Origin of the sequence: Falsirhodobacter algicola, from assembly GCF_018279165.1 — a bacterium.
Lineage (GTDB): Bacteria > Pseudomonadota > Alphaproteobacteria > Rhodobacterales > Rhodobacteraceae > Falsirhodobacter > Falsirhodobacter algicola.
In genome coordinates this window covers 1,665,290-1,680,284 of sequence record NZ_CP047289.1, presented here as the reverse complement: position 1 = coordinate 1,680,284, position 14,995 = coordinate 1,665,290, and the positions used below count along the sequence as shown (strand labels likewise).

General features: G+C 60.6%; 10 protein-coding genes and 1 tRNA gene. 10 read left to right on the top strand and 1 reads right to left on the bottom strand.

What is annotated here, in order from left to right; genetic code table 11:
- Positions 1-58 precede the first annotated feature (58 nt).
- Together GR316_RS08390 and GR316_RS08385 are read left to right on the top strand one after the other, a co-directional pair.
- Positions 59-3,511, top strand: a complete 3,453-nt coding sequence (locus tag GR316_RS08390; protein ID WP_211783499.1) for a chromosome segregation SMC family protein — start codon at positions 59-61, stop codon at positions 3,509-3,511.
- 60 nt (positions 3,512-3,571) lie between these two features.
- Positions 3,572-3,645 (top strand) — tRNA-Cys (locus GR316_RS08385).
- A 68-nt stretch (positions 3,646-3,713) separates the two neighbouring features.
- Here the strand turns inward: GR316_RS08385 and GR316_RS08380 are convergent.
- Complete coding sequence (locus tag GR316_RS08380; RefSeq protein ID WP_211783498.1) at positions 3,714-4,784, bottom strand: tyrosine-type recombinase/integrase; 1,071 nt, start codon at positions 4,782-4,784, stop codon at positions 3,714-3,716.
- 703 nt (positions 4,785-5,487) lie between these two features.
- On the opposite strand from GR316_RS08380, the gene GR316_RS08375 reads away from it, so the two are divergent.
- From GR316_RS08375 to GR316_RS08340, 8 genes are read left to right on the top strand one after another with little or no spacing between them, the layout of a single operon-like run.
- The gene (locus tag GR316_RS08375) at positions 5,488-5,892 is read left to right on the top strand and encodes a helix-turn-helix domain-containing protein (RefSeq protein WP_211783497.1); all 405 of its coding nucleotides are present in this window, start codon (positions 5,488-5,490) and stop codon (positions 5,890-5,892) included.
- A complete protein-coding gene (locus GR316_RS08370; RefSeq protein ID WP_211783496.1) occupies positions 5,892-6,182 on the top strand; it encodes a hypothetical protein in 291 nt (96 codons plus the stop codon). Before GR316_RS08375 ends, GR316_RS08370 begins: the two co-directional genes overlap by 1 nt.
- A complete protein-coding gene (locus GR316_RS08365; RefSeq protein WP_249218743.1) occupies positions 6,122-7,723 on the top strand; it encodes a class I SAM-dependent DNA methyltransferase in 1,602 nt (533 codons plus the stop codon). The genes GR316_RS08370 and GR316_RS08365 overlap by 61 nt, the downstream gene beginning before the upstream one ends.
- The gene (locus GR316_RS08360; protein ID WP_211783495.1) at positions 7,720-8,124 is read left to right on the top strand and encodes a nucleotidyltransferase substrate binding protein; all 405 of its coding nucleotides are present in this window, start codon (positions 7,720-7,722) and stop codon (positions 8,122-8,124) included. Before GR316_RS08365 ends, GR316_RS08360 begins: the two co-directional genes overlap by 4 nt.
- Positions 8,121-9,650 (top strand): restriction endonuclease subunit S, encoded by a 1,530-nt coding sequence (locus tag GR316_RS08355; protein WP_211783494.1) that lies wholly within the window; start codon positions 8,121-8,123, stop codon positions 9,648-9,650. The genes GR316_RS08360 and GR316_RS08355 overlap by 4 nt, the downstream gene beginning before the upstream one ends.
- Positions 9,647-10,537 (top strand): DUF6615 family protein, encoded by an 891-nt coding sequence (locus GR316_RS08350; protein ID WP_211783493.1) that lies wholly within the window; start codon positions 9,647-9,649, stop codon positions 10,535-10,537. Before GR316_RS08355 ends, GR316_RS08350 begins: the two co-directional genes overlap by 4 nt.
- The gene (locus tag GR316_RS08345; protein WP_211783492.1) at positions 10,530-11,819 is read left to right on the top strand and encodes an FRG domain-containing protein; all 1,290 of its coding nucleotides are present in this window, start codon (positions 10,530-10,532) and stop codon (positions 11,817-11,819) included. The genes GR316_RS08350 and GR316_RS08345 overlap by 8 nt, the downstream gene beginning before the upstream one ends.
- A complete protein-coding gene (locus GR316_RS08340; RefSeq protein ID WP_211783491.1) occupies positions 11,816-14,953 on the top strand; it encodes a type I restriction endonuclease subunit R in 3,138 nt (1,045 codons plus the stop codon). The genes GR316_RS08345 and GR316_RS08340 overlap by 4 nt, the downstream gene beginning before the upstream one ends.
- Positions 14,954-14,995 lie beyond the last annotated feature (42 nt).

Here is a 14,995-nt window from a genome sequence, read left to right as displayed (position 1 = left end):
GCGTGACCTTTGGGGCATAACCCCATATCAGGGGCACCGACCGGATCGGAGTTGCCTTTTGCAGTTCACCCGCCTGCGCCTGAACGGCTTCAAAAGCTTCGTGGACCCGACGGATCTCGTGATCCAGCCGGGCCTGACGGGCGTGGTCGGCCCGAACGGCTGCGGCAAGTCGAACCTCTTGGAGGCGCTGCGCTGGGTGATGGGCGAAAACCGTCCCACCGCGATGCGCGGCGCGGGGATGGAGGATGTGATCTTCGCCGGAACCGCCAGCCGCGGCGCGCGCAGCTTCGCCGAGGTGGCGCTGGTGCTCGACAATGCCGACCGGCTGGCGCCCGCAGGCTTCAACGATCAGGACCAGATCGAGGTGATCCGCCGCATCACCCGCGATGCCGGATCGGCCTACCGCGTCAATATGAAGGATGCGCGGGCGCGGGATGTGCAGATGCTGTTCGCCGATGCCTCCACCGGGGCGCACAGCCCGGCGCTGGTGCGTCAGGGGCAGATCGCCGAATTGATCAGCGCCCGCCCCAAGGCGCGCCGCCGCATCCTCGAGGAAGCGGCGGGCATTTCCGGGCTTTATGCGCGCCGCCATGACGCCGAACTGCGGCTGGGCGCGGCGGAGGGGAACTTGGCCCGCGTCGCCGATGTGGTGGAGGGGCTGGCCGGGCAGCTTGCCGCATTGGCCCGGCAGGCCCGGCAGGCCCAACGCTACCGCGAGATCGCCGAGGCGCTGCGCCGCGCCGAAGGCAGCCTTCTGTGGCGCCGCTGGCACGAGGCCGACACCGCCGCCGCCGCCGCCGAAGCGGCCCTGCGGGACCGGATGGCCCATGCCGCCCGCGCCGAAACCGCCGCCCGGCAGGCCGCCGAGGCGCGCACGGCCGCCGAAGCCGCCCTGCCGCCCCTGCGCGACGAGGAGGCGATCGCCGCCGCCCTGCTGCAACGCCTGCGGACCGAACGGGACGGCCTTGCCGCCGAGGAAGAGCGCGCCGCCGCCGCCCTGCGCGCGCTGCAGGACGGTCTGGCCCAGCTCGACCGCGATGCCGCGCGCGAAGCGGCGCTGAACCTCGATGCCGCCGATGCGGTCACGCGCCTCGAGGCCGAGATCGCCGCCCTGTCCGCCGCCGAAGCGGATCATCCCGCACGGCTCGAGGCGCTGCTGCGCGAGGCCCGCGCGGCGGAAGATGCGCTCGCGACCTGCGAGGCGCGTCAGGCAAGCCTGACCGAAGAGGTGGCGCGCCTGTCCGCCCGGCATCAGTCGGTGCAGCGGGGGCTGGCCGACAGCCGCACCGTCTTGGCGCGCGCCGAACAGGGGGCCGCCCGCGCCCGCAGCGATGCCGCGACCGCCGCGCAGGCGCAGGACGCGGCCTCGGAGGCGCTGGATCGCGCGGTGGAGGCGCTGACCGCCGCCCGCCGCACCGCCGAAGAGGCCGAAGCCGCCCTCTCCACCGCCGAGGAGGCGCGAAGCGCCGCCCAATCCGAAGAGGCGACGGCCCGCATGGCGCGCTCTGCCGCCGAGGGGGAGGTGCAAGCCCTGCGCGCCGAGGTGTCCGCGCTTGCCCGCCTGACCGAACGCGAGGCGGGGCGGGGCACCGCGCTCTTGGACCGCGTTCGGGTTGCCCCGGGCTATGAGGCGGCGCTGGGCGCGGCCCTCGCCGACGATCTGCGGTTCGAGGAGGGGGATGAGCGGTCGGGCTGGGCGCGGCTGCCCGATTACGACGCGCCGGATATTCCGGACGGCACGGCTGCCCTGTCCGATCACGTCACCGCCCCGCCGGTGCTGGCGCGGCGGCTGGGGCGGATCGGCATCGTCGGTGCCGCCGATGGCCCGCGCCTTCAGCCCGCGCTGCGGCCCGGTCAGCGCATCGTCAGCCCGGAGGGCGATCTATGGCGCTGGGACGGTTTCCGCGCGCTCGCGGCCGATGCCCCAAGCGCGGCGACGCTGCATCTGCAACGGATCAACCGGCTGGCGCAGCTGCGCACCGAACTCGGCGCGGCCGAGGGGCGGCTGTCGGACCGGATCGCGGCGCATGACGGGGCGGGGGCGACGCTCGCTGCGGCCTCGCGCGCCGATCAGCAGGCCCGCGAGGCGCGCCGCACCGCCGATGCCCGCGTGGCCGAGGCCAGCCGGCAGGCCAGCCGCGCCGAAGCCGACCGTTCCATCCTGTCGGGGCGGGCGGAAACGGCGCATTTGGCCGCCGCCCGCCATGATGCCGAGGCGGATGAAGCCCGCACCCGCCTGTCCGAGGCCGAGGCCGCCTTGGCCGGTCTGCCGGATCTGAGCGAAGCCCGCGCCGGGATCGACGGGGCGAAGATCGCGGTGGAGGCCGCGCGCATCGCCATGATCACCCGCCGCTCCGCCCATGACGAGGCCCGGCGGGACGGGGAGGCGCGCCGCCGACGCATCGCCGATGCCACGCGCGAACTGGGAACATGGCGCGGGCGTCTGGATACCGCGCAGGGGCGGGCGGGCGATCTGGCCCGCCGGCAGACCGAAGCGCAGGGCGAACTGGTGGCGGCGCAGGCTCGCCCGGCCACGCTTGCCGCCGCGCGCGCCGGGCTTGCGGACCGGCTGGAGGAGGCGGAGGCGAGGGGCGCGCGCGCTCGCGCTGCGCTGACCGCCGCCGACGATGCGCTGCGCCGCGCGCAGGACGCCGAGCGCACCGCTGAGCGTGCCGCCGGCGAGGCCCGCGAGGACCGCGCCCGCGCCGAGGCGCTGCGCGATGCCGCCGCTGCCGCCCTCCGCGCCGCTGCCGAACGTCTGCACGAGGAGACGGAGCGCAGCCCCGCCGCGCTTCTGACCGCGCTGGGCGTTGCCGCCGAGGACATGGCCGATGCCGCCACGCTGGAGGAGGAGATCCTGCGCCTGCGCCGCGCGCGCGACAGCCTCGGCGCCGTCAACCTGCGCGCCGAGGAGGATGCCGCCGCCATCGGCAGCGAACACGCCGCCCTTGCCCGCGACGCGGCCGACCTCGAGGAGGCGATCCGCCAACTGCGCGCCGGCATCGCCGCCCTGAACCGCGAAGGGCGCGAGCGCCTTCTGGCCGCGTTCGAGGAGGTGAACCGCAGCTTTGGCGCACTGTTCACGCATCTCTTCGGCGGGGGGGAAGCGCGGCTGGTGATGGTCGAATCCGATGATCCGCTGGAGGCGGGGCTGGAAATCCTGTGCCAGCCGCCGGGCAAGCGGCTGTCCACCCTGTCGCTCCTGTCCGGGGGGGAGCAGACGCTGACGGCGATGGCGCTGATCTTTGCGGTGTTCCTTGCCAATCCGGCACCGATCTGCGTGCTGGACGAGGTGGATGCGCCGCTGGACGATGCGAACGTGACGCGTTTCTGCGATCTCTTGGACGAGATGACCCGCCGCACCCGGACGCGTTTCCTGATCATCACCCACCACGCGGTGACGATGTCCCGCATGGACCGGCTGTTCGGCGTGACGATGGTGGAGCAGGGCGTCAGTCAACTGGTCAGCGTCGATCTGCGCCGGGCCGAGGCGCTCGTCGCCTCCGGCTGACGCAGCACCCTATTGCGCGGGGCCGCAAGGTCCGCTAAACACCCCTCACTCTTGGGCGACGGCGGGTTGGCGGAGAGGTTACGCAGCGGATTGCAAATCCGTGAAGACCGGTTCGATTCCGGTACCCGCCTCCATTTGAAATCAAGCACTTACATCACTCCTTTCAGTGTAGCGGCCTAGCCGTTTACAGTTGCGTTTACACTTATAACTGCTGAGTACGCGCTTTTGCAGCTTCCAGACGCGCCAAAACCAAGTCGCTCTCGTCCGGACTTACACGGGCGTAGATCTCGATAACTTGCGCGGCATAACGTACTGACCATCCCATGAGCGTTGCAATCTGACGCAGCGACAGGTCCGCGTTGAGCAAACGCGTTGCTGCCGTACCTCGCGTGTCCGCCAGTGTTTTTTCTCGCCCATCCTCCCAAGAGGACACCTTTGCTTCACGCCGCCATTTCGTGATTTGGTTTGATGCCCATCGGGATTGAAGGGGATCACCAAGCTGCCCTACCAAAAGCGTTTCCTGACTTTCAGGCGTCGCATCCAAGAGCGACTGAAGACCATTTGTTACAGGGATATATGCAACACGCCCACGTTTGCCGGTCTTGAAGCGCAGCCGCTTCCCGTGGGCTGTGTCTTCAAAGTGGTCCTTCCGAACCTCCACCAAATCCGACACGCGCAACCCCGTCTCACAGCCCAGCATCAAGATGCGCTGGACCCATTGAGGCGCAACTTTGTTGAACGCCTTGATATCAGCTGGCGTCCATACAATCTCGCTGCGATCGGCCACATAGAGCTTCTTGAGCTTATGGCAGTAATGCTCCTTAAGCCGCCCCTCGCCGACAGCCCAGTTCAGTAATTTGACAGCGTGTGTGCCCGCCATATCGTACTGTTTTGGTGAATTAATCCAGCGCTTGCGCCAAGTATTAAGTTCAGCCCGAGAAGCAGCTTCTTCAAACATCGCCGTTGGGTCTGAACCAAATTCGTCTTGAAACCTCTTGACCCAGAGCTCGACATCCTTCCGCGAGCGAGCCCGAGGCGGCATGGCATCACTGCTCAGAAAATCTGTTACCAGATCATCGACTAGATTGGCGCTGGATTTCTGTGGAGCTGTGCAAGCAGAGAACGCTTGGAAAAACTCAGGCTCCACGGGGTAAGGTATGACAGCCTCCCAGAACTTAGGGCCGCCTCGCCACGCGTAGAAGTGGTATTTTGCTCCGCACTTAAGTTTCCGACGGACCCTGTGGACTCCTTTGGGAAGACTACGCTTTACCAAGGCGGGCTCTCCTTTCTGCAACCAAATTCCGAGAGCGAGTGCTCACATTGCTGGAGATCTGATCCACGCCTTGCGCCTGATCCAGCCGCGAACGCACCAACTTGGGGTCGTACCACCCTCTCCGACCAGGCACTGGTGCTATGCGAAGATGACGGCAGAATTCATAGAAAGAAGTCGAGGCCGTATCGTAGCCAAGATGCTCTGCCAATTGCTGAGTGGAAATCAGCTGGATATCTCGCAGCATAACTTAACCTCCTACAGCGCCATCTTAGTTGCATCTTTAGCCGAGATAGACTGGCTGGGGCAGGCTTCGCTCGAGGGAGAGTTGCCCCGCATATGCAACGGGCTTCGCATTATCCGACAGTGAAGAGACTGATCAGCCACGCTCATGATTGGTCCTCACGCTCGTGCAGAGCCACTGGGACAATCATCTTCCGCTCGATAAATTCGTCGAGGGCTCCATCGGGCACGAAGAACCGATTATTCAAGCGAAGATGGCGTAGCTCATTGGATGCAATGAGGCTGCGGATCGTCTTTTCTGGCCACCCAGATGTAGTGGCGAGCTCACGTGGAGTCTGAAATCCTTGCAAAACGCTCTCCATTTTCTTGGCGAACTAGGAACGATCAGCTACGGTTGGGAATGAAGCGGCACGATTGTGACTCGTTCGCAAATATAGGTAACAATCGATACCATAGGGTAACAATGAGCAGTCTGCAAGAGCGTTTATCGGCAATCAGAAAGGCGACTGGGCTATCTCAGGCAGCTTTTGGAGCCGAATTCGGCCTCTCTGATCGTGCTTACAAGAACTATGAACTCGGGATTCGCGAACTTCCGTTGGCCGTCGCTCTTGGCATCGCTGACAAATACGACGTGAACATCTCTTGGCTCCTGACCGGCGAAGGGGCCAGAACCGGCCCTGAGACGCGCGACGCGCTCAAAGCAGCAGTGATCGCTGTGCGCGAGCACTTCATCGAAGAGGGGCAGACCCCTAGCCCGGACTATGAATCAGACGTCGTACAGTACGTTTTTGACGAAATACTGCGCGAGGGAGGGATCAACCCTACCCGCATGGATGCGTATTTCAAGACATTGAGGAAGGATTCGTGATGCAGAACATCATCTTAGCGGAAGCGCGCAAGGTTCTCGCCCAAGCTCGGGCTCAATCCAGTGGACGGCGCCTGGATCAGGCTCGCAATCGGTGCTTTCAGCTCGCTATCGCAGCCTGTGCAGTTGCCGGACTTGGGTGGGCAGGTTTTGGCATCGTCTTCCTAAAAGAAGGCCCTCAACTGGCAGCGGCGGCCTTCGGGGTCATTACCGTACTGAGTATCGTCGTCTCATGGACGTCAGCCGCCTGCATGTCCTTCACGTCAAAGCCGAAGATCGAGACAATCCGATGAGCGTGCAAACGTCCGACTTGGGCTTCGAAGCCGACCTTTTCAAAGCTGCAGACCGACTTCGCGGCAACTTAGAGCCATCGGAGTACAAGCACGTCGTGCTTGGTCTGGTCTTCCTCAAGTACATCTCTGAAGCCTTTGAAACCTATCACGCTCAGCTGGTCGCCGATGAGTACGCGGATGCGGAAGACCCTGAAGAGTATCTTGCAGAGAATATTTTCTGGGTGCCAGTCGAAGCTCGCTGGACCCACCTTCGAGACAAGGCGCGCGATCCGAATATCGGCAAGTTGATCGATGACGCCATGGAGGCCATCGAGAAAGTACCAGCCAACGAGAAGCTTAAGGGTGTTCTCCCCAAGAACTACGCCCGCGCCACACTAAACAAAGAAATGCTGGGCGATCTGATCGATCTGTTCTCCAAGATCGATATGCGTGGGGACGCTTCCGAAGCCCGCGACCTCCTTGGCCGGGTATACGAGTACTTCCTGTCCGGCTTCGCCTCTTCAGAAGGTAAACGCGGCGGCGAATTCTTCACGCCGCGTTCCGTCGTTCGCACGCTGGTGTCCATGTTGGAGCCGAAGAAAGGCCGCGTCTATGATCCCTGCTGCGGATCGGGCGGTATGTTCATCCAGTCCGAGAACTTCATCGAGGATCACGGCGGCCGCCGCGATGACATCTCGGTCTATGGACAGGAAATCAACCATACGACCTGGCGTCTCGCGATGATGAACCTCGCCGTGCAGGGCATCGACGCCGAGATCAAGTGGAACAACGAAGGCTCCTTCATCCGCGATGAACTGCCCGACCTGCGCGCCGACTACATCCTCGCCAACCCGCCCTTCAACATTTCCGACTGGGGACAGGAACGCCTCATCGACGACGCGCGTTGGAAGAAATACGGCACACCGCCCAAAGGCAACGCCAACTACGCCTGGCTGCAACATATCCTGCACCATCTGGCCCCGCGCGGCACGGCGGGCGTGGTGCTGGCGAACGGCTCAATGTCCTCGCAACAATCGGGCGAGGGCAACATCCGCCGCGCCATGATCGAGGCCGACAAGGTCGATTGCATGGTCGCCCTGCCGGGGCAGCTCTTCTATTCCACGCAGATTCCCGCCTGCCTGTGGATCCTGGCCAATGAAAAATCCGCAAATGGCCACCGTGACCGGCGGGGCGAGGTGCTGTTCATCGACGCGCGCCAGATGGGCCATATGGTCGACCGGGTGCGCCGCGACTTCGACGATAGCGAGATCGACAAGATCGCCGACACCTACCACCGCTGGCGGGCCAAGGCGCCGGACCAGCCCTACAAGGATGAACCGGGCTTCTGCGCCAGCGCCGATCTCGACGCGATCCGTAAACATGACTACGTCCTGACCCCGGGCCGTTATGTCGGCGCTGCGGATGAGAAAGACGACGGCGTACCCTTCGACGAGAAATTCGCCGCCCTCGCCGCCCAGCTTGACGCGCAACTGACCGAAAGCGCCCGCATGGCCGATCTGATTCGCTGCACACTGTCACGCATCCCGGGAGGGCCGCAATGAAGCTGGAGTTGTCATCGTTTGAAAAAGCCCTCGCCTCGCTGGACGAGGCGCTGGCGGAGTTCGACCGCACCCAAAGCCAGTTCGTCAAGGATGCCTGCATCCAGCGGTTCGAATACACCTACGAACTGGCCCACAAGCTGCTGAAGCGACAGTTGGAGGCGATGTCGCCCAACCCGTCCGAGATCGACCAGATGAGCTTTCCCGACATGATCCGGTCTGGCGCGGAACGCGGGCTGTTGGCTAATGGCTGGGATGAATGGCGGCGCTTTTGCGATGCGCGCAACGCCACCAGCCATGCCTATAACGAGCAAAAGGCGAACGAGGTTTTCCTGCGCATCCCCGCCTTTCGGGATGAGTCGGCGTTCCTCCTAGCGCGTCTGCAAGAGCGGAACGCGGAATGACGGGGAAGATCGACATCAGCCCGGAACAATTGGCCATCGTGCAGGGCACATTGCGGGATCACCTTCCCAAGGGCACGCTGGCCTGGGCCTTTGGCAGCCGCGTGACATGGACCGCGAAACCCTTTTCCGATCTGGACATCGCGCTGGAAGGGGCCGCGCCCTTGGACCCCGATGTGCTGATCGATCTGGAGGAGGCGTTCGAGACCTCGGACCTGCCATGGAAGGTGGACGTGATCGACCTTAACGCTGTGACGCCGGAGTTTCGGGCGATCGTGGAGCGGCAGAGGGTGCCTGCGGATTGGTGTGACCTTCAGCTCCATGAAGTCGGAAAGATTGTCACAGGGAAAACGCCTCCAACGTCCAGCCCTGATTTCTACGACGGATATATCCCGTTTGTGACGCCCTCGGACATGGACGGAAAGCGCCGGATCGAGACTACAGCAAGAAACCTCACAGCTGATGGTGCGAAGAAAGTTGGGTCCTCCTATGTTGATCGCCCAGCCATTTCTGTTTCCTGCATCGGCTCAGACATGGGAAAAGCGGCCCTAGTGGCCCCCCCCTTTGTCACAAACCAGCAAATAAATTCGATCATCGTTTCCGATGACTTCGAAAGGCTCTTTGTCTACTACAACCTTTCAGCCCGCAAAGAAGAGATACGCAATCGGGCGGGCGGCGCTGCGCAACCAATTATGAATAAGTCAGACTTTGGAAAGCTGAGTATTTTTGCGCCTTGCAAGCCAGAGCAAACAAGAATTTCGAATATATTGGGCACCCTCGACGACAAGATCGAGTTGAACCGGCGGATGAATGAGACGCTGGAGGCGATGGCGCGGGCGGTGTTTCGGGATTGGTTCGTCGATTTCGGCCCTACCCGTCGCAAGGCCGCAGGCGAAACCGACCCCGCAGTCATCCTCGGCGGCCTCCTTCCCGACCCGACCCAAGCCGCTCCCCTCGCCGCCCTCTTCCCCGACCGCTTCGGAGCAAATGGCCTGCCGGAGGGGTGGGAGCTTGAACGCTTGGACAGCTACCTTGAGCTTGCCTACGGAAAGGCCCTGACCAAAAAGGACCGAGTAGAAGGCGACTATCCCGTATACGGTTCGGGAGGCATCAGCGGGACGCATAACGCGCCATTGGCAAAAGGTCCCGCCATCATCGTTGGACGTAAGGGCACCGTTGGGAGCCTTTGCTGGGAAGACCGGGACTTTTTTGCAATCGACACGGTTTTCTATGTCGTCCCGAAGACCCGCCTGAGCTTTCTTTTCTATATGCTCGAAACACTTGGCTTGGAGCATATGAACACAGACGCCGCGGTGCCGGGGTTGAACCGTAACAACGTCTACAGGTTGGAGCGCGCTTTCGGTTGCGAAGCGACCCGGAATGCGTTTGCCGATTTGGCGGACCAGTTCAGGGTAATGATCCGCAACAACGAACAAGAAAACCAAACCCTCGCCGCCATCCGAGACCTCCTCCTCCCGAAACTCATGTCCGGCGAGCTCCGCCTGACCGGCGCGGAGGGTGTTGTGTGAGGGGTTCGCTGCTACACAGCTTGCTGGAATTGGCCCATGCGACCTCGCAAAACCTTGGGTTCGCGCATCGCGACGATGTGCATGTCAGCTATGGCGAGGAAACGATTACCGAAACCAACCTGCTGGAACTGCGCCGCCGCCATCCGGCCATCATCACGCTGAATACCTTCGGCAAGAAGAAAGAGGCCAAGAACGGCGCGGATTGGGAATGGCACATCATCGGGCGGCGCCGAAAGTTCAGGATGCGGGTGCAGGCCAAGCGTCTTCAAAAGGACGACAAGCTAAAGATTCCCCACGAGGTGAAGTCAACAAAGAAACAGCAGATCGACCTGCTGATCGAAGATGCCAAGAAATATCGCCTGAAGCCAGTCTACTGTTTGTATTCCGCCGAGCAACAGCGGGATCACTGGAAGAAGGAAAACGTCGGCGGAGGCTATGAGGCCTTCGAGGCGGGCTGCCTTCTGGCCCACGCGCAGACAGTGAAGGCCAAGATGCCAAAGACGCTCGGCGATATCGAGCAAGCCTGCGTGCCCTGGCATTACCTGGTGGAACGGCAGGACTACGCCCAAGCGAGCCTGACTGACGTGTTGGACATAGACGGTAGCGTTCTGCGGTTCGTGGTCTCCTCTGCCGATATGAGGGTCGCGACCGCCTCTGACCGTTCCCGGGACACCGCGGCTGCACAGGGTTTTCCCACGCTCGATGAATTGAACGCCTCGGAACGCCCGAAACGGGACATCGAAGGTCTTGTGGAAGTTGACGAGCCGGAATTTGAGCGCCGCAGGAGCGAGGCAGAATACCGTGACCGCGGGATCGGGCGGCTGGTCGAGATAGATGTTCGCGAGTTTCCGGAGCGTCCTCAGCCAAGGGACCTGCCAGATGAGTAATGCGAAACTCTCTCCCGAAGAACTGCGCGCAAAGTTGGAGTCGTTACCGGTCTGGCCAGACTTCCGCGAAGGCGATCCCGATGTCGACGGGCTGATCCCGACCTGCCGGGTCGAGAGTTGGGACAAATTCATCGAGGCGATGCGCGATCCACAGCACAACCGCGCGGCGAGCGAGTGGGTCTATCGGGGACAACGCGGGGGCGACTGGCCGCTTGCCTCGACCCTTGGCCGCAAGTTCGACGGTGGCAGCATCCCCGCCGACAAGCGCCAGCAGCTTTTGTCGCAGTTTGAACTTGCTATGCGCGGACGCGGTTATGACCTGAGCGCGTTTAACGGCGACGACGCCGAAATTGAGAAATGGGCTATCGGGCAGCACCATGGCTTATTGACGCCTCTACTGGACTGGACGCGCTCGCCCTTCATTGCGTTGTTCTTTGCCTTTAGCAGTCCGGACGATCAAGAGAAGAACCCCTCTCGTTCCGTCTATTGCGTGAACATGTCCGCATTGCGGAATGCGCTTGGTGAGCAGACTCTGTTCCGCGATCCGATGGGTCACAACAACAGCCGCTTGGTGAACCAGGCGGGTCTCTTCACAATGATCCCAGATGACGACGACAATTTCGCCAGCTACGTCATCAATACACTCCAAGAAGAGGGGGTTGTAAGTGCGGAACCTGTTACCCAGACGGCGACCGTCGAAAGTTCTGGCTCGGAGGTTCCTGAGGTCGAATACACGATCACGGACAACCTTTCAGACCAGCTGAAGCAGTATATCCAAAAGATTCACATTCCAAACTCCGGTAGGATGGACTGCCTCGCAACTCTGAGGAAGATGAACATTCATAACGGAACTCTTTTCCCGGATGCCCAAGGCGCTTCACTGTACTGCAATGATTGGCTTGAACGTATCTTGCGGGAGGAAAAGGACGAACGCGCACGGGCAGCCGAGCGAGGTGCCCGTATGACCTCAACAGCGGCTGCAAAAGAGGCGATCGCAGCCGCGCCTGATGCATTGGCAGCAGTTAAGGCAATCTTGGGTCAGTCACTTGGAGAGGAATTTTCGCAGCAAGAGAAGGATGATATTGCCGAACGCTTGTACGAGCGCTTCCAGCAAGATCAGTCGTTTGACTGGCACCTGTCTGACAGCAAGACTGCCAAGGTTAAGACCGGGCAACGACGGCTGGCCGCTGCATTTGGCTTCTCAGACACACTTCGCGAACAAGTAACGGATCAACTGGTCGAATTTTACAAAGCGGCGGCGAGTGGAGTTTCAGACGCATGATCAACGAAGACCTGGTTGAACAAGCCGCGCTGGCCATTCTGCAGAATAGCGGAATTCCGTACCTGGGCGCCGATGTCATCTCGCCCGACGGTACAGAGCCTGAACGGGCGTCCTATGGCGAGGTTTTGTTGAGAGGGCGGCTGGAAGCAACTGTAGCCCAGCTCAACGACCATATCCCTGAAGATGCACGTAGCGACGCTCTGAGGCAGATTTCCGGCTCTACCTCGCAAAGCCTGATCGAAGAGAACAGGCGGATTCAAGGGTTGCTAGTCAATGGCGTGGATGTTGAGTTTAAGGCTGATGACGGAACGATCCGAGGTGACAAGGTTTGGCTTGTCGATTTCGAGGATCCGCAGGCCAACGACTGGTTGGTGACCAACCAGTTCACTGTGATTGAGGGGAAGCACAAGCGCCGCCCTGACTTGGTTGTTTTCCTAAACGGCTTACCGGTGGCGGTGATCGAGCTGAAGAACGCTGCAAGCGAGGCTGCTACGATCGAAGATGCCTTCGCCCAGCTTCAAACCTATAAGCAGCAGATCCCATCACTGTTTCGTACAAACGCTGTTTTGATCAGTTCAGATGGTTTGCTGGCGCGGATCGGCTCACTGACGGCCAATGAAGAGCGTTTTATGCCATGGCGCTCTGTAACTGGTGCCGCGGAGGACTTTACCCCTGAAGGCCCTCAGGAGATGGAGACGCTGCTGAAGGGCGTTTTCGACAAGGCCCGCTTCTTGGAGCTGCTACGGGATTTTACCGTATTTGGTGACACAGGCGACGGCCCGTTCAAGATTATCGCCGGCTACCACCAGTTTTTCGGCGCACGAAAAGCCTTGGTGAACGCAGTCGAGGCTTCAAAGCCTGAGGGTGATCGTCGCATCGGTGTAATCTGGCATACTCAGGGCTCCGGGAAGTCGCTGCTTATGGCCTTTTTTGCGGGATTGCTGGTTCGAAGCCCCAAGCTTCAGAACCCTACCCTGATTGTACTCACGGACCGAAACGACCTCGACGACCAACTGTTCCAAACGTTCGCGACCACTAAGGACCTGATCCGGCAAACCCCAGAACATGCTGAGAGCCGGGATGAGCTACGCGAGCTTTTAGAGCGCCAATCCGGCGGGGTAATATTCACGACTATGCAGAAATTCGCTCCCGAGAAGGGGGAGGAGCGCTTTCCTACATTGACTGATCGCCGCAACGTCATCGTGATCGCCGATGAAGCGCACAGAAGCCAATATGGACTGAATGCCAAAGTGAGCGCCAAGACTGGCGAACGAAAGTACGGGTATGCTCACTACGTCCGGCAGGCACTTCCGAACGCCTCATTTGTTGGCTTTACCGGCACTCCAATTGAGACTGCCGATGTAAACACACCTGCAGTTTTCGGCGGCTATGTTGATATTTACGACATCACGAGAGCGGTCGAGGACAAAGCTACGGTTCCCATCTACTATGAAAGTCGCTTGGCTCGCATCGAGTTGGACGAAGACGAAAAGCCCAAGATTGATGAAGAAATCGCCGCCATCTTGGAAGACGATACCATATCGGAGCAGGAAAAGGCTAAAGCCAAGTGGAGCACGGTTGAAGCGCTCGTCGGCGCAGATAAGCGCCTGAAGCAGATCGCCGCGGACTTGGTCGAGCACTTGGAGGCTAGGACAGCTGCTTTAGGCGGCAAAGCCATGGCGGTTTGCATGAGCCGCCGTATCTGCGTTGCCCTTTACAATGAAATCGTCAAGCTGCGTCCGGAATGGCACTCGGACGCTGATGAAGCTGGAGCCGTAAAAGTTGTTATGACCAGCTCAGCATCCGATCCTCTGGAATGGCAGGAGCACATCGGCAACAAGAAGCGCCGAGACGACTTGGCCAAACGCGCGCGTACGCCGGATGATCCGTTGAAGCTTGTGATCGTGAGAGACATGTGGCTAACGGGTTTCGATGCACCAAGTATGCACACGATGTATGTCGACAAGCCTATGCGCGGGCACAGTCTGATGCAGGCCATTGCGCGCGTAAACCGAGTTTTCAGAGACAAGCCGGGCGGGCTGGTGGTCGATTACATCGGCATCGCCCAGAACCTTAAGGATGCGCTTTCGCAGTACTCTGATGCGGATCGAGAGCGAACCGGAATTGACGAAGAGCAGGCGGTCGCCTTGCTCGCGGAGAAGCTCGATGTAGTGCGTAGCATGTTCAACGGCCACGACTACAGCCTGGGGCTCAGCGGCAGCGCACAAGCCCGATTGAAGGCCCTGGGCGATGCCGTTGACTGGATCGTTGGGCAGCAGACCAACAAGGCTCAAACCGCGTCGACAGAAGCTGAAAAGAAGAAGCAGCTATCACGCTTTCAGGATGCCAGTCTTGAGATGTCACGTGCTTTTGCGCTGGCATCTTCCAGCGACCTGGCAAAATCTGTGAAGGACGAAGTAGGGTTTTTGCAGGCTGTTCGCGCGGCTATGGCGAAGACATCAGCCAAAGGCAAACTATCCTCACGGGCAAAGAACTTTGCGATAGAACAACTTGTCAACAAGGCTGTCGCCGACGCCGAAATCGTCGATATATTGAAGGCTTCCGGTATCAAGACCCCAGATATTTCCATCCTGTCAGATGACTTCTTGTTGGAAGTTCAATCTATGGAGCGAAAAAACCTCGCTCTGGAAGCGCTCAAGAAGCTGCTCAACGGAGAAATTAAGAGCCGAACCAAGCGCAACGTTGTTGAAAGCCGGGCATTCAGCCAGCGACTTGAGGAAGCCGTCGCTCGTTACCATGCCAATGCGATCTCGACCGTTGAGATGATTCAAGCTCTTATTGATATCGCTAAAGACGTCAAAGCCTCCGCCATGCGCGGTGAAGCTGAAGGGATGTCAGATGATGAGCTGGCATTCTATGATGCCTTGGCACAAAATGACACCGCCGTAGAAGCAATGGGGAATGAGCAACTACGTATCATTGCTCATGAATTGCTAGATCAAGTGCGCCGCAACGCTACGGTCGACTGGCACAAGAAGGAGAGTGCGCGGGCTAAGATGCGGATTCTTGTACGCCGCATCCTTCGAAAATACGGCTATCCTCCTGACCTATCAAAAGAAGCTATTCAAACCGTCCTAGAACAGGCCGAAGCGCTGCTGCACGAGATCACATGACGCAGAACTTTGCCGCCCTTGGCGGCAGCCGCCTTTCCGTCC